This is a genomic window from Alteromonas sp. 5NS40-0096, from assembly GCF_057544385.1.
Window position 1 is genome coordinate 509,691 of sequence record NZ_BAAJLQ010000001.1, and the last position, 23,734, is coordinate 533,424.

Genomic DNA, 23,734 nt, shown 5'->3' on the forward strand with positions numbered 1-23,734 from the left:
GAACACAAGCCATAAGCGCTTGAATTTGTCTAAAATTATCGCTACATACGTATGCATAACTGTGATACCAACTAGACATAAAAATTTTCGATAGTATCGTAGAGCGAAAACATAAATTAACATAGTAGTAACATGGCGATGCGTCGAATCCTGGGGATCTCTTCTTTTTATCATGATAGTGCTGCAGCCATTGTCGTGGACGGTGAAATTATAGCCGCCGCCCAAGAAGAGCGATTTTCTCGTATTAAGCACGATCCGAGTTTTCCGTCCAGCGCGATACAGTATTGTTTAGAGGCAGCGAATCTTGGCATAACTGATTTGGACGGTGTGGTGTTCTACGATAAGCCGCTTTTGAAGTTTGAGCGGTTACTTGAGACCTTTATGGCACACGCACCAAAAGGGTTTTCTGGTTTTGTTAAAGCGATGCCTGTTTGGCTAAAAGAGAAGCTCTACCTCAAATCACTGTTAAGACGTGAGTTACTGGCTTTGTGTCCAGAAGGAACCAAAAAAGCGTCACTGCCGTCACTGAATTTTACTGAGCACCACCAAAGCCATGCGGCGTCTGCCTATTATCCTTCACCTTTTAATCATGCCGCCGTACTATGCATGGATGGCGTTGGAGAGTGGGCGACTACCTCTATCTGGTCGGGAAAAGGCAATCAACTCACTTGTATTGAAGAACTCCACTTTCCACACAGCTTGGGGCTGCTGTATTCCGCTTTTACGTATTATTGTGGGTTCAAAGTCAATAGTGGCGAGTACAAGCTGATGGGGTTAGCGCCTTACGGTAATCCTAGTTTCGTCGAGCAGATTTATCGGCATTTAATCGATGTCAAACCCGATGGCAGTTTTGCCCTTAACCTCGAATACTTTGACTTTCCCACCGGCCAGGTTATGACCAATAGCCAATTTCATCGCGTATTCGGTGGTGAACCTTATCCATTCGATGGTAAACCCGACCAACGATGTATGGATTTGGCCCGGTCGATTCAGGTCGTCGTTGAAGATGTAGTGGTTAAGTTGGCCCGGCACGCCATGCAAGTGACAGGTGCGCCAAACTTGTGTTTGGCTGGTGGAGTCGCTTTGAATTGCGTGGCAAACGGAAAACTACTCAAAGAGTCACTATTCGAAGATATTTGGATTCAACCTGCGGCGGGTGACGCTGGGGGGGCACTAGGTGCGGCGCTTGTCGCATGGTACGCCCACAACACGCAAGCCACGAAACGCGCTGTCGATTCAATGCAAGGAGCGTATCTAGGCCCTGCATACAGTGACGAAGACATAGTCAAGGCTGCGGATAAATGGAATGCCCCTTACACTCGATATGAACAGCCGTCTCTAATGTCCGCAGTTGCAGATTGGTTAGCCCAAGATAAAGTTGTCGGTTGGTTTCAAGGGCGAATGGAGTTCGGTCCAAGGGCACTGGGTAATCGAAGTATATTAGGGGATGCTCGTTCTCCTCACATGCAATCAGTGATGAATTTAAAAATCAAGCAACGGGAATCGTTTCGGCCGTTTGCTCCCGTTGTCGTAGCAGATAAAGTCCAAGATTATTTTGATATTGATTGTGCCAGCCCTTATATGCTGATGGTTGCTAATGTGCACGAGTCACTTGTCACACCAGTGATAGCGAGTGTAGGGGGATTGGAGCAAGTTCACGAAGTTCGTTCTTCGCTACCGGCGATTACCCACGTCGATAAAACGGCACGAATTCAAACCGTGTCGGCAGAAACTAACCCGAAACTTCATCAGTTATTGAACACTTTCGAGCAAAGATCGGGAGTACCGGTACTGATTAACACGTCTTTTAATGTCAGGGGAGAACCGCCTGTATGTTCACCTGATGAAGCAATTCGGGGATTTTTAGCAACGGATATGGACGTGTTGGTCATTGAAAATTATGTGTTGTTGAAATCAGAGCAAACCACTGAGTCTGTTGCATTGGCGAAGACCATTACGTTTGAGAAGGATTAACAGCTTGATAAATCGTATTCTTTTACCTGTTGCACCTATAGACGACGTGGCTAACTTGAAGTCGTTCGCTCGTGGCATGAGCGTAATTTTGGTTGTGTTATTTTGTGGTGTGTTGCCTTGGTTGTTTGAAAGAGCAATACCCATTTGGCCGTTGTATCCGGCTGCTTTATTGCTGATAGTTCAACTCATTTTTGTTAAAGCATTGTACCCGATTTATGTCGCGTGGATGTATGTTGCTAGTGTTTTGGGGTTTATTAATACACGTATCATACTGTTTGTAGCGTACTTTGGGTTGATAGCTCCGATTGGTATTGTCATGGGGTTATTAGGTAAACTGCAATATTCCAAGCAACCCTTGCCAAAGAACAATTCCTACTGGATCAAGCGCAATGATTCACCGAACCGTGAACGTTTAAAGGAACCTTTCTAATGGTTGAGTTTTTGACAGACCTCTGGGCATTTCTTCGCGTAAGAAAAAAAATTTGGCTATTGCCAATTGTGTTAGTACTGGCATTATTAGGCGCCCTAGTTGTCGCCACACAACAATCTTCATTGGCGACATTTATTTATACGTTGTTTTAAAGAGAGTGTTTTGAGCAGTTCAACAGAGTCTTATGTAAGCATCGGCCTGATTAACCCTAAATCAGCAGAAAATGTCGGTTCTATTTTGCGTGCCGCGGGTTGTTACGGTGTCAGCAGCGTGTTTTACACAGGGCAGCGCTATGGCTATGCGAAGGATTTTCGCGCCGATACCAAACAAATGCATAAACAAATTCCTACTATTGGTGTGGAAGATTTGATGATGGTGAAGCCACGTGGCGCACAAACCGTTGTCATAGAACTCGTTGAGGGCGCGCAGCCACTGCCGCATTTTACGCATCCAAGCAATGCTTACTACATTTTTGGCCCAGAGGATGGCAATGTATCAAAGACGATTGTTAGCCAAGCTGATCACGTTGTGTATGTGCCAACCAATTCGTGTATGAACCTTGCCGCTACTGCCAATGTTGTGCTGTATGACAGATTGGCGAAATCTGAGTTCGATTATGGCGATCACCTTATTCGCTCAAGTCGAGATAATAACAACAGAGCTAAAGTCAGGATTACTGAGTAAACCGAAAAACCTAACGCACCGCTTACCTCGTTTTTAAGTCATGTTATTAGGCCGTGATTTTTTCCACTGGCCTGAATACGTATGCAACTTCTTTAACATACTGTTAACGGTTATCCTTGAGAAAATCGTAAAAAACAGGAAGTGAATTTATGGCGTCTTTAGCCAAATTTGCCTATCGTCCACTATGTGTAGCGATAGGAATAGCTTGTATGACAGTATCATGTGCAAAAGTAACAGATACATCCACTAACCAAACTGCCGCGGTTGAACAGGTTGAAGAACAGCAGGCTGCGATGGGCAAACCCGTTGTTTACCAAGTATTCACACGTCTTTTCGGGAACACTAATACGACCAATAAGCCCTGGGGTACGATCGACGAAAACGGGGTAGGGAAATTCAGTTCGTTTACCAATGAAGCGTTAAAAGAAATTAAGGAAATGGGCGTTTCGCACATCTGGTATACGGGGGTTCCACATCACGCGGTTGTTAACGACTACACCGAATATGGTATCAGTTTGGACGATCCCGACGTTGTAAAAGGTAGAGCTGGTTCCCCCTACGCGGTTAAGGATTATTACAATGTAAATCCAGATTTGGCTGATGATCCAAGTCGTCGACTTGAAGAGTTTGAAGCGCTTATCAAACGCACACATGACAATGGTATGAAGGTCATTATCGATATTGTACCCAATCATGTCGCTCGACGATATGAGTCTCTCTCGCTACCCGCAGGGCAAGAGAATTTTGGTGCCAGTGATGACACGTCCGTTGAATATGCAAGAGACAACAACTTTTACTATGTCGTAGGGCAAGATTTTGAAGTTCCCGACGGTATCGAAGGCTATCGACCTTTGGGAGGGGCGCCAAACCCGCTCTCTGATGGCAAATTTGTCGAATCTCCCGCCAAGTGGACAGGTAATGGGGCGAGGGATGCGAAGCCAAACGCTCATGATTGGTATGAAACCGTAAAGGTAAACTATGGCGTTAAACCCGATGGTACTTATGATTTTCCATCGTTACCCGAAGGGTATGATCAGCAGGATCACGCTCAACACTACGCATTTTGGCAGGGTAAAGACGTACCAGATTCATGGAAAAAGTTTGAAGCGATTGTCCATTACTGGTTGGACAAAGGCGTTGATGGGTTCCGTTACGATATGGCAGAAATGGTACCCGTTGAGTTTTGGTCATACCTCAATTCTTCGATCAAAGCGAAAAACCCTAATGCGTTCTTGCTCGCAGAGGTTTACCAGCCCCACCTTTACAGGGATTACATCCGCTTGGGTAAAATGGATTATCTGTACGACAAGGTGGAGTTTTACGACTCACTGAAACGTGTAATGCAAAACAAAGGAGATACCCAAGCACTAGAAGATATTCAAAATGGCATGGCAGATATTGAATCACATATGCTTCATTTTTTGGAGAACCACGACGAACAGCGTATTGCTAGCCCCGATTTCGCAGGGGATGCAGAAAAAGGTCGCCCAGCGTTGGTGGTCTCAGCCTTAATTAGCCGCTCTCCGACTATGTTGTATTTTGGTCAAGATGTGGGCGAAGACGGTAGTGAAGAAACGGGATTTGGCGACCCAACTCGCACCACAATTTTTGACTATGCTGGCGTACCGGCTCATCAACGCTGGATGAACAATGGAAAGTTTGACGGTGGTGAGTTAAGTGAAAGCGAACGATCGCTACACAATTACTATAAAACCGTTATGTCTATTTCTGCCAACCATCCGGCAATGCAAGGTGATTATCAAAGTTTACACAGTGCCAATACAGCGCTTGCCAAGGGATATACCGAACGCCAATTTGCATTTGCTCGTTGGACAGACAGCGACAAACTTATCGTTGCCTCTAATTTTTCAGATTTGCCAGTTACGTTTGACTTGAGCTTACCCGAATCTTTAGCACGCGAGTGGGGTTTGAGTGAAAGTAAAATTTTGTTAAACGACTTGCTGACTGAAAAAGAATTTAACTTGTTGCCGTCTGAAAATGGCTACGCGGTAACGATAACGTTAGCACCATTAGCCTCAGTTGTGTTGGAGGTTCAATAAAACATGGTATCCACCAAATTGTTAAGACAAACGGTAATTCACCAGTTTGCGCTCTTTTTGAGTTTACTCGCTGTTGCGTTTTCTTCCTATGCACAGCAATCGGTACAAAACTATCAACACGATGGAAAAACGTTGACGATTGCGCTGGAAGATACACAAGTAGAAATCTCTGCTCCGGCCGTCGGTACTTTCTCGGTATTTTATACAAAGTCAGGTATTAAGCAGTTGCCTGGGCAGGCGCTGGGCGAAAAGAGTGTGCCTAACGTAACGTCCTTGTCGGAGGGAGATGATAACCTGACTTTGACCTACGGTGACGCCAGTGTCATTGTTGAAAAATCGCCGTTCAAACTGAGTTTTGCTTATGCAGGACATGTGAAATTAGCCGAGGAAAGTGGACTATTTATTCAAGATACAGTTCGCGGTTTTCGGTTTAGTCTTGCTGAAGGTGAACAGCTTTATGGCGGCGGGCAGCGCGTGTTGGGAATGAATCGACGCGGCCATAGAATGCCTTTATACAATCGAGCGCACTATGGTTATACAACTGAATCGAATCAAATGTACTATGGATTGCCTGCGGTTATGTCGTCATCCAACTACGCACTGATTTTCGACAATAGCGCCAGTGGCTTTCTCGATATTGGAAAAACCGAGAGTGACGTACTTCAGTTTGAAGCGGTTGGCGGTAGAACGGCATACATAGTTGTAATGGCAGATTCCCAACAACATCTAGTGGAAGAGCTCGTACAAGCGACGGGTACGCAACCACTGCCTCCAAGATGGGCTTTGGGTAACTTTGCCTCACGTTTTGGGTATCGCAATCAGCAAGAAACGCTAGATGTTGTAAAAGCCTTTGAACAAGCTCAAATTCCTCTTGATGCAGTAGTTTTAGATTTGTACTGGTTCGGTAAAGACGTGCAAGGGCATATGGGTTCATTGAACTGGGATAAGGCGGCATTTCCAGACCCCGTTTCGATGCTTGATGCGCTAAAGTCTCAAAATATTAAAACCGTACTGATAACGGAACCGTTTATTTTATCGACCTCTTCACAATACGAAAGCGCGGTAGCGGCGGGTGCGCTGGCAAAAAATCATGCTGGTCATCCACGAATGTTCGATTTCTACTTCGGTCACACAGGTATAGTGGATATTTTCAATAACGTCGGTCGCGAATGGTTTTGGCAATATTACCAAGCTCTGTTGCAGCAAGGTGTCGATGGCTGGTGGGGAGACTTGGGGGAACCAGAGGTTCATCCTAGTGATACCATACATCTGTGGGACGATATTCAAGTGACAGGCGACGAGATCCATAACATCTATGGTCACCAGTGGGCAAAAATGGTCTTTAAAAATACGTTAGAAGCTGCACCTCAAAAGCGTCCATTTGTGTTGATGCGATCGGGTTTTATCGGTAGCCAGCGCTACGGCATTATTCCATGGACTGGCGACGTCAGTCGCAGTTGGGGTGGCCTGAAACCGCAAGTCGAACTCGCGCTACAAATGAGTGTGTTTGGTTTGGCTTATACCCACTCTGATTTGGGTGGTTTTGCCGGTGGTGACGTATTCGATCCCGATTTATACCTACGTTGGTTAAATATGGGGGTATTTAGTCCGGTTTTCCGGCCTCACGCGCAAGAAGACATAGCGCCTGAACCTGTTTTTCATGGGGCAAGCGTTGTCAATGCGGCCCGCGACATGATCTCGCTAAGGTATGCTATGTTGCCGTACAACTATTCATTGGCTTATCAAAACAGCTTGGAAGGTACACCTTTAATGCGTCCTTTGAGCTTTTATCACGAAGGTCCCAAATGGTTTAACAATACGTCTAGCTACATGTGGGGTGATGCTTTTTTGGTTAATCCGATCACTGTACCCGACGTAACGGCACAAGCAGTAGAATTGCCCGAAGGTGTTTGGTTCGATTTTAATCGTGGCAGTCGGGTACTGGGTAATCAAACGGTTACTGTCCCTGTTACCCAAGCGCAAATTCCCGTTTTCGTGAGAGCTGGCGCGATTGTCCCTATGACTCCAGGTTTGATGAATACGGCAGACTATACTGGTAGCTCACTGCAAGTTCACGCTTGGGTAGATCCATTGCAGGATGACGGCGAATTTACGCTTTACGAAGACAGTGGTAACAACCCCAATGCCATAAAAAACCGTGCTTATGCGACACTAACGTTCACTTCCAGCACAGACCAAAGCACAGTGTTGAAAATCAAGTCCCAAGGGAACTATGAAGGGATGCCGACGTCAAGAGCAATAGAGTGGGTTGTACATGGTTTAACCGTAAAGCCACAGCGAGTTACATTTGAAGACGGTACGATTCATGACGTTAATTTGTCACAAGGTCAGGTATACTGGCAGCAACAGGACAAAACTCTCAGAATAAAAACAACCGTTACACATGGGCAATTACACAGCGTGTCTATCGATTAATTGTAGTGCTCGAGAGGGCCGCAAATGAGCGCGCTCTCTCTAAGTTGGCAAGCACTGCTCTGGTGCTTGCTTCCTCTTCTGTCTGTAATCCTCATCCATTTAGTCTGGCTAAAGCAAGACGTTTTCGAATTACTTTACGCGTCTTTTCGCATGCTAATTCAACTTGTCATTGTGGGCTACTGTCTCGTCTGGCTTTTCGATAATCCAAATTTTGGGATTGCCTTGGCCATTGCCGTATTTATGCTCGTAGCTTCTGTATGGATTGCCATCAGACCGCTGCAATCGAGTTTACTTAGTCATCGGGCCACTATGTTTTGTGTGGCTGCGGGACTATCTGTCAGTGTGATGTCTCACTTGGTAGTGACTTTATGGCTAATTTTACCCGTTGAGCCTTGGTATAGCCCCAGCGTTATGGTACCGCTAATGGGGATGTATTTTGCTAATACCATGAACAGCATCAGTTTAGCGGGGGAGCGCTATTTTGCCGAGCGAGAGCAAGGTGTGGAGCCACCTGTGGCTAAAAGGCAAGCATACAAAACTGCTATGATTCCACAAATTAATGGGCTTTTGGCTGTAGGTCTTGTGGCGTTGCCCGGTATGATGACAGGTCAAGTTTTAGCGGGCGTTGACCCATTAATCGCGGTCAGATATCAGATATTAATTATGGTGATGATATTGGGGACAAGTGGCAGTGGCGCGGCGGTAATGTTGTCTTGTTTAGAGCAAAAAGAGAGCCGTAAAACGACTCTCGAATAGCAATCATGCTTCCCAATAAGCTTGCTCAAGGTTATTTTCTCGCTCGGGAAGGCCTCGAGATAAACGAGGAGAGTGCTGCATTAATACTTCGTAGCTAACACGGTTCGCGTACTTGCAAATCTGAGCAAATGACGAATAAGCCAGTGCCGGGTAATTCTGCTTTTCTGAAGCCTGTACATTCGCTCTGTGATACACATTGGCGGTAATATCATGCAGCAATGCGGCTAATGCACCATCTCCAGCGCCGTTGGTATTACTGATTTTATCCGGCCCTCCCATGTAAGGAGAGATATGCGAGTAAACCTTCTGTGGGCTAGCGCAGTCACGTTTGCGCATTGGGCGAGAAAACTCATAGCGGTTAAAATCAGGTATCGTGCCTGGCAATAATGGGTGGTGAGATTTTCTCAGGTGTTCTTCGTCGCAATACCCTGCAAGGAACAATCCCTGAGAGCCCGCGGTACACAATACAAGGTCCACCAAATCAAGTGCCGCCTCAGACGACAAAAGCGGATCTTCGAAGCCTGTTAGCGCCAGTCCTTCTTCTTCATTCATGGCTAAGATATTGACATGTTTATCAATAAACGAACGCCACCACTGCGGGTCTTGTTCGATTAAAAATTTTGTACCGGTTGTGAGTACTACGGGAACGTTAGCTTGATTGGCATACTCAACGGCTTTCATCGTAGCCTCTGGCATAGGCTCACCGTCTTCACAACGCATGAGATAAGCGCTGATCACGAGTGCTGCCGAATTCTGAATAAGGGCTTTATCTACGTACTGAGATTCTAGCCGATTACCCCAACCCGGGCTGAATGCAAAGGTTCGCTCTCCATCTTCAGTAATCAAGGTAAAGTTTCTACCAATAGGGCCTTCCACGGGTTGTAGGTGCTCTAAGTCCACGCGACTTGAAGTGTTGCATAAGTAGCGATAGGCATCACTTCCCATTTCTAATTGAGCGGTCATAATGCCCAACATTACCGAGCGATCATCGGCGAGTACGGAATAGTTGTGCAACGTGTTGCCAATAGTGCCGCCGGCAAAACGGTGATCTACCATGTTGTTTTCGGCCAGAATGCTCGTCAGTTTGGCAGCTGTTTCTTCGTCAATTACCTGAGACATGGCTTTTCTGAGATTAAAGCTTTCTAGGAACGCCATGTCGACATTGGCTTCAATATCGACCAGTGTTTGATCTATGCCAACGATATAAGGGTGTATCAGCTTAACTTCTTCAGATAAGCGATTAGTAAGGGGGCTTTTCTTTTCAATAGGGAAGTAGTGTTTATACTTTCGTCTTCCGGGAAATCGCATTGTGGTAAACCTTGATAGCCAGACTTAAAACAAGTTTGTACGCTACGTTCTGTTTCGAAAGCACAGAGGTATCGCAAAATTTCGGCGATTTTAACAGAAGTGTCATAAAAACGTAGGTTTTTATCCTAGAATTACCCAAGAGATCCAATAGTTATGTTGCCGAATAGGATACAAGCAAATAAAAAGGTGTGATAAATCTGACAATTAATGTTGGTTATCCGTATATGCATGAACGGTAATATGGTACAACTATAGCGGTTGTAAACGTTTTCAGAAAAGGTTGAAGTTATGCCAAAAGTCGGGATGGAGCCGTTGCGCCGCCGTCAGTTAATTGAAGCGACGATACAGGTAGTCGCTGAGGTAGGACTACATTCGACAACAATCAGTTTAATCAGTCAGTGCGCAGGATTATCGTCTGGCATTATCAGTCACTATTTCGGCAATAAACAGGGCTTGATAGAAGCGTCCGTCAGGCATTTATTGGGGGAGCTCAAGGTCAATTGTACCAATGCCAGCGCCAAGGATAGGTTGTATCACATAATATCGGTTAATTTCGCCAGTGGTTTACGTGCAAAAAATACCACGAAAACATGGTTGAGTTTCTGGGCTCAGTCTCTTCACGATCCCGAATTAGCGCGTTTACAAGAAGTGAATCGCCGACGATTACTATCAAATTTGCGCTATAGTTTTTCCCAAGTTTTACCGAGGGAACAAGCCATCGACTCAGCTGAACTACTCGCGGCGCTTATTGATGGGTTCTGGCTGCGATGTACTTTGAGTAGTGCTAATGACGCTGAATTTGACCATGCGATCAATCGATGCCAGCAATTCGTTAACGACATTCTCGGTGAACCCGTCAGTGTAGAATAAATTTTTATGACACGGTTTCAATATCGTGTCATTGCCACTACACTGTTGTTATTGATTAGTCGTTCAATAAAAATGGCCGATCTGGTTACAATTATCCTCTGTCATTAACATAGGGCTTAGAAGTGGAAACCCCTGTTCTCAAAAACTTTATCAATGGAGAATTTGTCGATTCTTCGTCACCGACATTCGACGTTATCTACCCAGCGACAGGAGAGTGCCTCTACTGTGTTGAAAGCGCGGATAACAACGTTTTACACCGTGCAATCAATAGTGCCGTTGAAGGGCAAAAAGCGTGGGCGAAATACAGTGCTTTAGAACGTAGTCGCATACTCCTGAAAGCGGCTCAATTGCTCAGAGACGCAAACGATGAGTTGGCAAAAATCGAGGTGTTAGATACTGGTAAGCCGTGGCAAGAAGCGAGTGTTGTTGACGTGCAAACCGGTGCCGATGCGATAGAATATTTTGCCAATGCCATTCCATCTTTGATGGGAACACAGCAACCTGTCGGTGAAGACTTCTTTTACACCAGGCGAGAGCCACTGGGGGTATGCGTTGGCATAGGTGCTTGGAACTATCCGCTTCAAATTGCTTGTTGGAAAGCTGCGCCAGCGCTAGCGGCCGGAAACAGTATGATATTCAAGCCATCTGAAGAAACCCCAAGAGGGGCAGTAGAGTTGGCTAAAATATTTAAAAAAGCAGGAGTGCCGGACGGGGTTTTTAACGTCATTCATGGTCGAGGGGATGTCGGTCAACAGTTGTCTGAGCATCCGTCGGTGGACAAAGTATCATTTACCGGCCAAGTGTCGACGGGTAAAAAAGTCATGGCGAGTGCGGCTAACTCGCTAAAAGATGTGACCATGGAATTAGGCGGAAAATCGCCACTCATTATTTTCGATGACGCCGATATTGAGGCTGCGGTTAGCGCTGCTATGCTGGGAAATTTCTACACTCAAGGTGAAATATGTACCAATGGTACTCGGGTGTTTTTGCACAATAAGGTTGTAGAGGCGTTTACGCGCCAATTGCTCGAACGTATAAAATGCAACGTGGTAATGGGTGACCCTCTCAATCCAGATGTCAACCTTGGTTCTCTCATCTCTCCAGCCCACAAATCAAAAGTGATGCATTATATTCGTAGCGGCATTGAAGAAGGGGCAACACTCTTGTGCGGTGGGCAAGGTAAAAACCCTGCTGATTGTCCCAGTGGGAGTTTTGTCGAACCCACGGTTTTCAGTGATTGTACCGACGATATGAAGATTGCTAGGGAAGAGATTTTCGGTCCTGTTATGGCGATTTTGACATTCGACGACGAAGATGAAGTCATTGAACGTGCAAACGATACCGAGTTAGGGCTGGCCGCAGGGGTCTTCACGAAAGACATCCAGCGGGCCCATCGCGTCATTAACCAAATTCAAGCGGGTATATGCTGGTTAAATGCTTACGGTAATTCACCTGTCGAAATGCCCGTTGGCGGTTATAAGTTATCGGGTATTGGACGAGAAAATGGCATAGAAACCCTCCATGCTTATACTCAGACAAAGTCGATTTATGTGGGAATGGTACCCCCAGAGAGCCCTTTTTGATGCGCGCTGCTAACACTTATGATTTCATCATTGTTGGCGCCGGATCAGCAGGTTGTGTACTCGCCAATCGTTTATCTGAAGAGCCGAGTAACCGCGTTCTGTTATTAGAAACCGGTGGGTCAGATCGCAGTCTATTTATACAGATGCCAACGGCACTCTCGATCCCAATGAACACGAATAAATATGCCTGGCAGTATCACACGGAACCTGAACCCTATTTAGACGGTAGAGTCATGCATTGCCCCCGTGGAAAGGTACTAGGTGGCTCTTCGTCTATAAATGGTATGGTCTACGTGCGAGGCCACGCTGAAGATTTTAATGAATGGGCTGAAGCAGGTGCCGAAGGTTGGGATTATGCGCACTGCTTACCGTATTTCAAGCGTGCCGACAATTGGATAGAAGATGCTAATGAATACCGAGCGAATGATGGCCCTCTCAATGTAAATCTTGGAAACAACTTAAAAAACCCGTTGTACTCGGCTTTTATTGAGGCAGGTAGTCAAGCAGGCTACCCCAAAACCCAAGATTATAACGGTTATCAGCAAGAAGGGTTTGGCCCAATGCAGATGACAATTAAAAACGGGTACAGGTGGTCTACGGCGAATGCTTATTTAAAACCCGTACTTTCTCGCCGGAATTTGACGGTCAAAACGGGTGTGATAGTCAGTCGTTTATTGTTTGAGAAGCAAAGAGCAATCGGTGTTGAGTTTCTGAAACGTGGACAAGCTCAACGCGCGATGAGTAATGCCGAGGTGATTCTTTGCGCCGGTTCAATCGGTTCTCCACAATTACTTCAATTATCGGGAGTGGGTGCTACCGCTGATCTGGAAACTGCAGGGGTAAAGACGGTTCACGATTTGCCTGGAGTGGGCAAAAATCTGCAAGACCACCTAGAATTTTATTTCCAATACCGCTGCAAACAACCCATCACCTTGAATGGGCACTTAGATTGGTACAGTAAAGGGCTAATCGGTGCCAAATGGTTGTTGACGAAAACGGGGCTTGGAGCGACCAATCATTTCGAGTCATGCGGTTTCATACGTTCAAAGGCTGGTGTTAAGTGGCCTGATATTCAATACCATTTCTTACCTGCGGCAATGCGATATGACGGTCGGTCTGCTTTTGATGGTCACGGTTTTCAATTGCACGTTGGTCATAACAAACCCAAAAGCCGGGGATTCGTGTCGATTAAAGATGATAAGCCCACCACGTCGCCTCGTATTCAGTTCAACTACTTACAGCATCCAGATGATATTCAAGGGTTTCGAGATGCGGTGCGTCTCAGTCGCGAAATTATTGCACAGCCCGCGATGGATATATATCGCGATACCGAAATACAACCTGGTGAAGCGGTTCAGACTGACGAGCAAATCGATGCCTTCATTCGACAGTCCGTTGAATCTGCCTATCATCCCTCTTGCAGCTGTAAAATGGGGGCAGAAAATGACGCCATGGCGGTTGTCGATAGCCAAACTCGAGTTCGTGGTTTAGAAGGCTTGCGAGTCGTTGATTCTTCGATATTTCCAACAATTCCCAATGGGAATTTGAATTCGCCGACGATTATGGTCGCCGAAAAGTCGGCGGATATCATTTTGGGTGAGACGCCACTTCAACCTATAGACGCACCTGTGTATCAAGATGACAACTGGCCAAGTGAACAGCGCAGTGGGCTACCATTGAGAGAAGTGAAGTAAACATGAGTGTATGGATCAGCATTGGAAACTTATTAGTCCTAACATTGCTGGTGTTGTTTTGGCTGTCTAAACCGAATCGACGATTAGAGAGCCCAAACCACGTATCTTGGTTTACTTTCGTTGCCATATTGTTTACATCGGGTTTAGATGTTGGTTTGATCATGTTTCCGCTAACCGAGTTTCCGGTCTACAGTGATATTGATGCTAATCCCGAATATGGTTTTGCCAACCCTCTAAGTATTGCCTTCGGATTCTGGGGCTTTTTAGTGTGGGGTATCTACTTTGTCACTTGCTATTACTTTGCCGTCGTAGAACCCAAATTGCGTTTTTTCGAAATCCCACTAATTAAAAATCTCAATAACGTGTTAATACTCGCCACTTGCGCATTCACAGCTTACTTACTATTGGTCAACCTGCCTTGGTACATTCCACAGTTAGAGGCCGCTAACGTCAGCAGTGTAGGCTTCCCATTAATCGTTATGGTGGTGGTATTACTCGCAGTGTTGTCGAGTACGAAATTGATTTTTCTGAAAGTCTTGAGCTTGAGCTCAGTCGGCTTGTTTTTTGCCCTCATCTTGATGATGGCGATAAATGCCAAGTTTGTCGAAGCGAATGCGATCTCGGTATGGCTGAATAATATATTAAATGTTAGTGACTATTTCTCGAATATTTCAGCTTTTGTGTTGCCCGTGAATGCCTACCATGAATTTTACCTTTATTGGTGGTTCGCTTGGAGCATTATGATTGGCCAATTCACAGCACGATTTGTACAAGGGATGTCCACTAATGGCTTGTTGGCTGCGATGCTGATTTTCCCATCGCTCACGATATTGGCTTGGTTCAGCTTGCTGTATACTTACTTTACTATGGATATCTCCACCATAGGGTTTGTTAACACTGCGATGGCAGCAGTAGGTATAGTGTTTGTTGTAAACTCGTTGGATTCTCTCATCCGCCTCTATTCAGACAATATGGGGTTGACCGTTGCAAAGCTGGGCCAATTTAAATACGTGACGATTCATTTTCTCTTGCTTTGTTTGCTCGTTGCGATTTTTTCCTTTGATTTTCTGCAAATACAATGGATTGGCGCTATCGTGATAGGGTTGTTTGTGGCCTGTATTGTCTATGGCATCCATCGCTTAAAAACAGTTAAACGAGATAGGGCCTAAACCCTATCTCAACACCTCGCTAGTTAGCTTTTAACACGGTATCGAGAAGTTGCTCGATTGGCACCGTCGGCCTTTGTAAAATCTGACTCAGCATTTTGCTATTGTCTTCTAACCATCCAAGCTCTGACTGTACTTCAGAATCTACTAACGCTCGGGCGAACACATCGGGTAACTTCGCGTCAAGTAAAGCCTCTAGCATGGACTCTTGCGTAACAGTAACATGTTTAAGCGGTTTCCCACTTGCGCGTACAATTTGCGATGCAAGTTCGGGTAAGGTGAAACTGTCGTCGCCTGCAAGTTCATAAATGGGTTGTTTGAGTAATATTGGTGAAGTGATTATCCTCGCGGCGGCCTCGGCATAGTCATCTCGCGGCGCAGTTGAATAGCGTCCAGTTTGACTGACACTGGTCATCAAACCTGTCTCTAAATAGAAAGGTAATTGTTGCAGGTAGTTCTCTGAGTACCAGCCGTTACGCAAGAACGTGTACTTTAGTCCCGACGCTTGAATGTAGGCTTCGGTGGCTTTGTGTTCTTCTGCCATTAGCATTGGAGTCGTATCGGCATTGAGAATGCTCGTATAAACAATATGCTTCACACCAGCTGACACGGCAGCATCGACAACATTTTGGTGCTGTTTCACACGTGCTCCGACCGCATTACTTGAAATCAATAACAAGGTAATTACACCTTCCAGTGCCGAGACTAACGTATCCGGTGCTTCATAATCTGCCTCACGCAGTAATACGTTTTTCGTGCCAAGATACTCACTTTGGCTTTTATTTCTAACGATACCGACTAGGCCATGTACATTTTCTAACTTCAAAAGATGTTGGATGACCAGTTTACCAAGTTGGCCATTTGCGCCTGTTACTGCAATCATATTGTTTCTCCACTAATTAAGTTGTGAAGTAGAATATAGTTCTGTAAGTGAGACGTTAAGTAGGGTATTGTCGATTTCATTGTTCTGAAATTGGTGACAATGAGTGAATTTAACCAACCTGAAACGATTGGCAGTTTTTGTTGAAGTTGTACAAAGCGGCAGTTTTGCTGAGGCAGCTCGACGCCTAATGTCCAGCCGCTCAAGAGTCAGTGAGCAAATCGCGGAATTGGAATCTTCTCTTGGTGTGAGGCTGCTGCATCGCTCGACCCGGGCACTAACCTTAACAGAGGAAGGGGCAAAGGTATTTGCGGAATCTCAATCTTTGTCTAGCGTTTTAGACAATGTTAATGCGGTAGTTGAGCAAAATGAACCAAAGGGAAGGGTAACCTTGTCTTTGAATCACGATATCGCGCATAGGTTTGTTTTGCCCATGTTGCCCAGTTTTTACGCTTTACATCCGTCGGTAAAAATTGATTTAGTTTTGGATGACGAAAAGTCGAACCTAGTATCTGAAGGTATTGATCTGGCTATCCGAATAGGGTTCTCGCCTGACTCTGCTTTCATTGCCCGTGTTATCCACGAGGAGCCATTTTTACTCTACGCCAGCCCCGAATTACTAAGGACATCTGGCCCTATCGAAGATATACAACAAGCGTTATCGCTATGTTGGATCAACACGGTTCAGTCCAATCCAACTGGCATTCATCGATTGCGTTTTCAAGGTAGTATTCATGATATCCTACCGACGAATTACGTGAGTTGTAACTCGCCAATGGCGGCACAAGCATTGGCGATGAACGGAATAGGTATTTGTCCGCTGTTGCCAACCACAATTCGCGATCACGTTGAGTCGGGTAAACTCATTCACATTTTGCCAGAATGGCAAAGCGATCCGCTGACTTTTAGCTTGATCTACCCGTCTAGAAAACTCCTGCCCCAGCGCACCCGTGTGTTGATTGATTATTTACTGCAAAACAATCCATTCAAATCAGCGATAGGCATTTAGTTACCATTGGAAATAACTAATTTGCGACCTTGTAGTTTCATTAGTGGCAGCAGCAATAACATCAACACGACGGCATACAACATGTTAAATCCGATGCCGATAAACATGCCGATACAGAATAGAACGCCCAAGTGAATTATCCATTTTGGACTGTGTGGCAATAGTTTATAGGCGGCTATCATAGCGGCGAGGTATATAATAGCGAATACGCCATTGACCCATGCGAGCATGTCTTCGAGTTCTAGGTGAAGGGCATGAGACAGGACTAAGACTGCAGCCATTAGGCTCAACAACCCTAACAAAGACCGTGTGGACACCCCAGCTGAATTCGTTTTAGAAAAGTAGCTTGGTAATACGCCTTGTTCGGCAAAACTGGTAATCAATCTTGTCAAACTCGCGGTGTAAACGTTAACCGTTGCCAAACCGCCAGCAACGCCTAGTAACCCGATGAGAAGATTACCGCCATGGCCAAACAAGACGTCAAATGCGCCTACCATGGCAAGTGACGTTTCGCTTGGAATTCTGATGAGCAAATAGGTGCAGCCCAGATAGATCAACCCTACTATTACAGTCCCAATAAGCATCGCTGGAACCAGATCTCTCCTTGGGTCTTTGAAGTCATCAGCCAAATGGGAAATGGCTTCTACACCAAGAAAGCTCCAAAACGCAATGCCTGCTGCTGTCATAATAGGTGTAATGGTCAATGGTTGGTCGAGTGGCGTGATTGGCGCCGATGGGGTAGAGAACCCAAGCGCAGTTAACATGGCAATCACAACACCAGTAATGAACAAAGTCAGTAGCAATTGTAGATTTGCAGAGAGTTGCAGACCACGGACATTGAGTGCAAATAGCAAAGGAATAAAGCCGAGTTGTACCCATATCGTCTTCGAATCGGGGATAGTGTAAACGCTAGCAACAAATTGATAGGTCATGATCAGCGCAGCGGGGGCTCCCAGTGGTACAATGCAAAGGAAAAGCATGCCGATAGTTCGCCCAGCGGTTGCACCGAACGCCAGTTCTGCAAAATAGGCTGGCCCGCCAGCATGGGGGTACTTGCCCGTCAATTTGGCAAATACCCATGCGACAGGCAATATACTTAAAGTGAGTCCCGCCCAAGCGATGAGCGCACCGTACCCGGCATTATCAATGGTCATTTGCGGCAAGATAAAAACACTTGTTCCAAGAAGGGTCGTTGATAATAAGCCTGCACCATGCCAGCGGCCGAGTTGCTTTTGATGAGTCACGAATGTCTTTCCGAAAATGAATATGAACAGGAAAGCGTATTATACGGAATATTCACAACGCGTTTTGCACAATATAAACGCCGTTTTGATTTTATCGCCGTCTATTCGCCTAAATTTTTTTAATTTTCCGACATTACGTCGGTGCGTATCGTATTAAGCTAGCGATTTTGTCATAATCAGAAATCGGAACTTTGGGGGGTAATCATGGACAAGTTTGATCAAGAAATACTGAACCTACTCAGGTGTAATGCGCGAATGCCTGTGTCACAAATTGCTAAAAGTGTCGCTTTATCAAGATCTTCTGTCAGTGAGCGAATCAAAAAACTAGAAGACAACAACGTGATACGGGGATATCAAGTTATCTTGTCTTCCTCACAAAAAGAGGGCGTGTCGGTATATTTCGAAATACAGCATCAATGCGCAAAATGTCGGGATATCATCCCCCATTTTAAAAAAATCCCCGAAGTGATCACTTGTCACGGTATTACCGGAGATATGGATCTACTGGTTTTAGTTGAAGCCGATTCTATGCGCAGAATTCATGAAATTAGGGAGTATTTGGACGCTCTCGATGAAATTATCAAAATTAAAACTCATGTTGTGATGAGTGAATGGATTGATAACCGACCTTAGCGACCTGTTTTTAAACAAACCGCTGTGCCCATTGTGTAATTTTTTGCGAAATGGCGTTTCGTTGCTGATAAGCGAGATGAGAATCGTCGTAATCCCCCGACGTGGTGTAATAATCATATCCCATTAATAAACAATACCAGGAAATAGGGGAGTAATAAGCCTGTAGTCCGTTACTGATAATGTATTTAATGATGTCGCCTCCTTGCCGCCATATATCTAATATATTGGCCAAAGGGGCTGGAATATCGTTGAGCGTTTGGTAATAACGCCAGTATTCCGTATCCGAACGATTGGAACATAAGTAATGGGCCAGTATGTAATCTCTAATTCCATCGAATCGCTGACTGATGAGGTGGTTGTATTGCTCTCGATGTTGTGAGGTTTGATTGCCTGCTTGATACGCTGAAACAAACTTTTCAACACTTTCCTGTACAAGGTGCAATGCGGTCGCCTCCAAGGGTTCAATAAACCCTTGGCTCAAGCCTACTGATAAGCAGTTTTGTACCCAGTTTGCCTCGAGCCGTCCTGGTTGAAAACCAATTTTTCTCGGCGTAAAACCTTTTGCGGCAGAACCGAGTTCTTGCAGCAGGGTTTGTTCTATAGCCTTATCGTCGGCGTACTCAGATGAGTACACATAACCGTTTCCTACCCGGTTTTGAAGTGGGATATGCCAAGTCCATCCGAAATCCTGTGCTATGGAGGTGGTTTGAGTCGCGAACGCAGAACTCTGCGTTGAACCACATGCTATTGCACTATCGTTAAGCAGATGCTTTTTATAGCTCACATACGGGACTGCTAGAGCTTGTTTGATGAGTAAACCGTGAAAGCCTGTGCAATCGATAAAGAAGTCCGCGTTTATTTTTGCTGAGGCACTTAAAACCACACTGGCAATGTCGCCATTGTCGTTACGCGTAACTCGTATAACATTATCAGTGATGTGCTTAACGCCCTGTTTTTTCGCGTTATTTTTTAAAATGGTTGCGAGTTCAGCGGCATCAAAGTGGTAGCCGTAATTGAGTGGGGTATGAACGGCATTCGGCTTGGTTTTGGGAGATTTCCCTAACCGGGCTAGCGCGCCAGTAAGGAAATATTCGCTTGGGTTTATCCAAGGTCCAGCTCCTTTTCTATTTTCTTCACTCATGGCTAAAAAAGCTGGGGCAGTATTCTGGTCGATACCGGAACTAAATGGGTGAAAATAAGAGTCTGCCCGATGACTACTGGACCAACGCTCGAATGCAATCCCGTTTTTGTATGTGGCAAAGCACTGAGGCATCCATTCATTCTCAGCGATTCCCAAAGTACGAAACAACTGAACTAAGTGTGGCGTTGAACCTTCCCCGACACCAATGGTTGGGATATTCGGGGATTCGATTAATGTAATATTGTGGTCTTGCTTGAGACTGGCATTTAAGAGGTTGGCTGCAATCCAACCCGCCGTACCGCCGCCAACGATCACGATTTCTTTTTTAGTCATTTCGCACAAATTTGTTGAGTGTAAAACCGCCGGAAATCCCAGTAATGACTGCATATTCACTGTGAATACGTATGCAGTTTGTTGGTCTCAAGAGGCTACACAGTTACTATCAATATATCTTAACGTATTGTTAACAAGCCTGACGTTTGCTTGTCAACCTTAAGGATACTCAACGCTATGAAATCATTTGTTGCGACAGGGCTTGCCCTTAGCTTTCTGTCTACCTCGGCAGTTGCGGGTAGTGTGTCTCCTCCTTCATGGTGGGTTGGAATGGAATCGAAAGCATTGCAGTTGATGATTCATGAGCCAAATGTTGCTAACGCGACGGTGAAAGTGAAATACCCTGGTGTAGTGCTAAAAAGCAGTCATCGTTTAGATAGTGATAACTATCTATTCGTTGACCTCACTATCGGTGACAATGCAACAGAAGGTGAAGTCGACATTGAGCTGAGCTTTGCCGATGGCAGCCAAAAAATCCTACCCTACACGCTTTCAAAACGGCTGAAGAATTCAGCCCAACGTCAAGGCTTTACTGCCAAAGACGTGATTTATCTGATCACTCCCGATAGATTTGCAAACGGTAATCCTGAAAACGATGCTATCGAGGCGTTGGTAGACAAACCCAAGCGTGGTGAACCTGGTGGTCGGCATGGCGGCGATATTGCCGGCATCGAAAAACATCTACCCTATATGAAAGAAATGGGGTATACCCAAATTTGGACCATGCCCATGATGGAAAATGCCATGGACCGCTATTCTTATCATGGCTACGCGATCACGGATCATTATCGCGTTGACCCAAGATATGGTTCAAATGAAGAATATGCGGCACTGAGTAAAGCCGCGACAGACCAAGGGGTAGGAATCATAATCGACCTCGTGTTGAACCACATTGGTAGCAACCACCCTTGGATGAGTGATTTTCCGTCTGTAAATTGGATCAATAATGGCGGCGAGTTTTCGCCCACAACACACCGCAGAGAAGCTTTGCACGACCCCCACGGTACTAAAGTTGATGTCAATGCGTTTGCGGACGGTTGGTTTGTACCGACCATGCCAGATCTCAATCAGCGGGTACCTGAGCTCGCTAACTTTCTTACCCAACATGCTATTTGGTGGGTCGAATACGCCAATTTAAGTGGGATCAGAGTGGACACCTATTCGTATTCTGACAAGGCATTTTTATCGGATTGGACCAAACGGGTTATGCAAGAATATCCGTTACTTAACATAGTTGGTGAAGAGTGGTCGACGAATGCCAATATTACGGCTTACTGGCAAGCTGGAACAAAGCGCCATAATGACTACGTCAGTTATTTGCCGAGCGTGATGGATTTTCCACTTCAGGTCACGCTAATAAACGCGCTAAAACAAGAGGAGAGCTGGTCATCGGGTCTGCGCTCGCTTTACGAATTGTTAGCCGCCGACTTTGTCTACGGTGACCCGTATAATCTTGTTATTTTCAATGACAATCACGATATGAGTCGTGTATTCACACAGCTCGACGAAGATTATGCGTTGTGGGATATGGCAATGACAGTGCTACTCACAATGCGTGGTATTCCGCAAATTTTCTATGGTACGGAAATTTTGATGGCAAACCCCGGCACCGATGACCATGGCGTGATTCGTACTGACTTTCCCGGTGGTTGGGAAGGTGATAGCGTTAATGCATTCACCGGAGAGGGTCTATCTGCTAGCCAGATTAAAGCACAACAGAGAGTTAAAACACTGTTGGCGATGAGACGGGGTTCCAGTGCAATCACGCAGGGCGAATTCACTCAGTATGCGCCTAACAATGGGGTATACGTGTATTTTAGACATCATGAGAACGACAAAGTCATGGTGGTTGTCAATAAAAATGACAAAGATTTCGACTTATCACTGTCGCGATTTGATGAGATGTTAGACGGACATCAAACGGCAACGGCCATCGCCAGTGGTGAAACGCAAGACTTAGAGGGTGCATTTAGCATACCTGCTAAGAAGGCGATAGTGTACTCGATTAAATAGTGTTACCACACAACAATAACAAGAGAATGTTTATGCAAAAAACTCAACCTCAACTCAGTTTCTGGCAAATATGGAATGTCAGTTTTGGCTTCTTGGGCGTGCAATTTGGTTTTGCACTTCAAAATGCCAATGTGAGCCGTATTTTGTCTGACCTCGGTGCAGACCTTCACTCTTTGTCATTGTTTTGGCTCGTGGCGCCAATTATGGGGCTGATTGTACAGCCCATGGTAGGTAGCGCATCCGACCGAACTTGGAATAAGTTAGGACGTCGTCGACCGTTTATTTTGGCCGGTGCCGTTGCAGCCTGTATTGGTATGTTTCTGATGCCAAATGCGCCACTATTTGTGGCATTCATGGCCCCAATGTTGTTTGGAGCCATGATGTTGGCTTTAATGGATGCGTCTTTCAACGTGTGTTTCCAACCCTTCCGCTCTTTAGTTTCCGATATGGTGCCTGCTGAGCAGCGCAACGTTGGTTACTCAATTCAATCGTTGTTAATCAACATCGGTGCAGTGATTGGTTCAATTTTGCCTTTCGTATTGACCAATGTCGTTGGGTTAGACAATACAGCAGAAGTTGGCCAGGTCGCACCTTCCGTTGTGTGGGCATTCTACATTGGCGCAACTGTACTGTTGGGTACAGTGTTGTGGACGGTTTTTCGTACTAAGGAATATGCACCAAAAGACTACTATGCCTATAAAGGCATGGACGTAGAAGCAGTTGAAAAGCAGTTAGCAGTGAAAAAGTCGATGGGGCAAAAACTCGGCGAATTTTTCCAACTTGTCAAAGCGATGCCGACAACAATGCGTCAACTCGCTATCGTACAATTTTTCAGTTGGTTTGCTCTGTTTATAATGTGGGTTTACACCACACCGGCAATTACCCAACATATTTGGGGCGTTGAAGTTAAATGGTTTGATCCTGATTACATTGCATCAGTTGCAGAAGTGCCAGCCCATATCGCACAAGCTAAAGGTGCTGCGGGAGATTGGGTGGGTATATTGTTCGCTGCTTACTCAGTGTTTGCCGCTGTATTTTCAATTTTCTTGGCAAAATTGGCAGACAAGTTTGGTCGTAAATTAATTTACGCATCGGCTTTAGCTTTGGGTGGTGTCAGCTATATGAGTTTTATGTTGTTCCAAGATTTGACGCCAGTGGATGTCAACCTATTGATCACTGAAGTAACGGTGCCTGCGGGCGCACTCAATCTGGTATTGCCAATGATTGGTATTGGCATCGCTTGGGCGGCAATACTTGCCATGCCATATGCGATGCTAGCGGGTTCGCTGCCAGCTGATAAAACCGGTGTTTACATGGGGATTTTTAATTTCACTGTTGCTGCGCCTCAAATTGTTTCTGGCATTGCGTCTGGCTGGATCCTAAGCAGTATTTTCGACAATGAAGCCAAGTACATCATAGTGCTAGCTGGGGTATCTATGATACTCGGCGCCATTTCCGTGTTTTTCGTACGTGAAAACAAAGTACAGCCAGAAGCTGAACCAGCATAAGGAATATAGACA

19 protein-coding genes are annotated in these 23,734 nt (G+C 45.4%); 15 read left to right on the plus strand and 4 right to left on the minus strand.

What is annotated here, in order from left to right; all coding sequences use genetic code 11:
• The first annotated feature begins 138 nt into the window (after window positions 1–138).
• The 7 genes from AC27G9_RS02325 (at window position 139) to AC27G9_RS02355 (ending at window position 8,340) form a co-directional block, all read left to right on the plus strand.
• Entirely contained in the window at window positions 139–1,974 is a 1,836-nt protein-coding gene (locus tag AC27G9_RS02325; protein ID WP_487070609.1) for a carbamoyltransferase family protein, read from the plus strand.
• Window positions 1,975–1,978: 4 nt separating this feature from the next.
• Window positions 1,979–2,404, plus strand: coding sequence for an SxtJ family membrane protein (locus AC27G9_RS02330; protein ID WP_487070611.1), 426 nt, complete (start codon window positions 1,979–1,981; stop codon window positions 2,402–2,404).
• Window positions 2,404–2,556, plus strand: a complete 153-nt coding sequence (locus AC27G9_RS02335) for a DUF5989 family protein (protein ID WP_487070613.1) — start codon at window positions 2,404–2,406, stop codon at window positions 2,554–2,556. The genes AC27G9_RS02330 and AC27G9_RS02335 overlap by 1 nt, the downstream gene beginning before the upstream one ends.
• Before the next feature lie 10 nt (window positions 2,557–2,566).
• Window positions 2,567–3,088, plus strand: a complete 522-nt coding sequence (locus AC27G9_RS02340) for an RNA methyltransferase (protein ID WP_487070615.1) — start codon at window positions 2,567–2,569, stop codon at window positions 3,086–3,088.
• A 209-nt stretch (window positions 3,089–3,297) separates the two neighbouring features.
• The gene (locus tag AC27G9_RS02345; protein ID WP_487070617.1) at window positions 3,298–5,148 is read left to right on the plus strand and encodes an alpha-amylase family glycosyl hydrolase; all 1,851 of its coding nucleotides are present in this window, start codon (window positions 3,298–3,300) and stop codon (window positions 5,146–5,148) included.
• A gap of 3 nt (window positions 5,149–5,151) precedes the next feature.
• Window positions 5,152–7,584: a TIM-barrel domain-containing protein gene (locus AC27G9_RS02350; protein ID WP_487070619.1), complete on the plus strand. Its 2,433-nt coding sequence runs from the start codon at window positions 5,152–5,154 to the stop codon at window positions 7,582–7,584.
• 24 nt (window positions 7,585–7,608) lie between these two features.
• Window positions 7,609–8,340 carry an ABC transporter permease gene (locus tag AC27G9_RS02355; RefSeq protein ID WP_487070621.1) on the plus strand — a complete coding sequence of 244 codons (732 nt, stop codon included), beginning with the start codon at window positions 7,609–7,611 and terminating at the stop codon, window positions 8,338–8,340.
• Window positions 8,341–8,343: 3 nt separating this feature from the next.
• Here AC27G9_RS02355 and AC27G9_RS02360 read toward each other — a convergent pair whose 3' ends face one another.
• The gene (locus AC27G9_RS02360; protein WP_487070623.1) at window positions 8,344–9,648 is read right to left on the minus strand and encodes an inosine/guanosine kinase; all 1,305 of its coding nucleotides are present in this window, start codon (window positions 9,646–9,648) and stop codon (window positions 8,344–8,346) included.
• A 288-nt stretch (window positions 9,649–9,936) separates the two neighbouring features.
• On the opposite strand from AC27G9_RS02360, the gene betI reads away from it, so the two are divergent.
• The 4 genes from betI to AC27G9_RS02380 all read left to right on the plus strand — a co-directional run bounded on the left by betI (window position 9,937) and on the right by AC27G9_RS02380 (window position 14,964).
• Entirely contained in the window at window positions 9,937–10,518 is a 582-nt protein-coding gene (betI, locus tag AC27G9_RS02365; protein WP_487070625.1) for a transcriptional regulator BetI, read from the plus strand.
• 122 nt (window positions 10,519–10,640) lie between these two features.
• Window positions 10,641–12,101, plus strand: a complete 1,461-nt coding sequence (betB, locus tag AC27G9_RS02370; RefSeq protein WP_487070627.1) for a betaine-aldehyde dehydrogenase — start codon at window positions 10,641–10,643, stop codon at window positions 12,099–12,101.
• Window positions 12,101–13,795 (plus strand): choline dehydrogenase, encoded by a 1,695-nt coding sequence (gene betA, locus AC27G9_RS02375; RefSeq protein ID WP_487070629.1) that lies wholly within the window; start codon window positions 12,101–12,103, stop codon window positions 13,793–13,795. The genes betB and betA overlap by 1 nt, the downstream gene beginning before the upstream one ends.
• Window positions 13,796–13,797: 2 nt before the next feature.
• On the plus strand, window positions 13,798–14,964 hold the full coding sequence (locus AC27G9_RS02380) for a BCCT family transporter (protein ID WP_487070631.1): 1,167 nt from the start codon (window positions 13,798–13,800) through the stop codon (window positions 14,962–14,964).
• A gap of 19 nt (window positions 14,965–14,983) precedes the next feature.
• Here the strand turns inward: AC27G9_RS02380 and AC27G9_RS02385 are convergent, their stop codons facing one another.
• A complete protein-coding gene (locus AC27G9_RS02385) occupies window positions 14,984–15,844 on the minus strand; it encodes an SDR family oxidoreductase (protein WP_487070633.1) in 861 nt (286 codons plus the stop codon).
• A 103-nt stretch (window positions 15,845–15,947) separates the two neighbouring features.
• Here AC27G9_RS02385 and AC27G9_RS02390 point away from each other — a divergent pair, with 103 nt between their 5' ends.
• Window positions 15,948–16,850 (plus strand): LysR substrate-binding domain-containing protein, encoded by a 903-nt coding sequence (locus AC27G9_RS02390; protein ID WP_487070635.1) that lies wholly within the window; start codon window positions 15,948–15,950, stop codon window positions 16,848–16,850.
• Here the strand turns inward: AC27G9_RS02390 and yjeH are convergent.
• Window positions 16,847–18,094, minus strand: a complete 1,248-nt coding sequence (gene yjeH / locus AC27G9_RS02395) for an L-methionine/branched-chain amino acid transporter (RefSeq protein ID WP_487070637.1) — start codon at window positions 18,092–18,094, stop codon at window positions 16,847–16,849. The genes AC27G9_RS02390 and yjeH overlap by 4 nt on opposite strands.
• A gap of 204 nt (window positions 18,095–18,298) precedes the next feature.
• Between yjeH and AC27G9_RS02400 the strand changes: the two genes are divergently transcribed.
• Window positions 18,299–18,727, plus strand: a complete 429-nt coding sequence (locus tag AC27G9_RS02400) for an Lrp/AsnC family transcriptional regulator (RefSeq protein WP_487070639.1) — start codon at window positions 18,299–18,301, stop codon at window positions 18,725–18,727.
• A gap of 10 nt (window positions 18,728–18,737) precedes the next feature.
• On the opposite strand, the gene AC27G9_RS02405 is transcribed toward AC27G9_RS02400, so the two are convergent.
• Complete coding sequence (locus AC27G9_RS02405) at window positions 18,738–20,201, minus strand: tryptophan halogenase family protein (RefSeq protein ID WP_487070641.1); 1,464 nt, start codon at window positions 20,199–20,201, stop codon at window positions 18,738–18,740.
• Between the two features lie 177 nt (window positions 20,202–20,378).
• On the opposite strand from AC27G9_RS02405, the gene AC27G9_RS02410 reads away from it, so the two are divergent.
• Together AC27G9_RS02410 and AC27G9_RS02415 are read left to right on the plus strand one after the other, a co-directional pair.
• Window positions 20,379–22,214, plus strand: a complete 1,836-nt coding sequence (locus AC27G9_RS02410) for a glycoside hydrolase family 13 protein (protein WP_487070643.1) — start codon at window positions 20,379–20,381, stop codon at window positions 22,212–22,214.
• 32 nt (window positions 22,215–22,246) lie between these two features.
• Window positions 22,247–23,722 carry an MFS transporter gene (locus tag AC27G9_RS02415; RefSeq protein WP_487070645.1) on the plus strand — a complete coding sequence of 492 codons (1,476 nt, stop codon included), beginning with the start codon at window positions 22,247–22,249 and terminating at the stop codon, window positions 23,720–23,722.
• Window positions 23,723–23,734 lie beyond the last annotated feature (12 nt).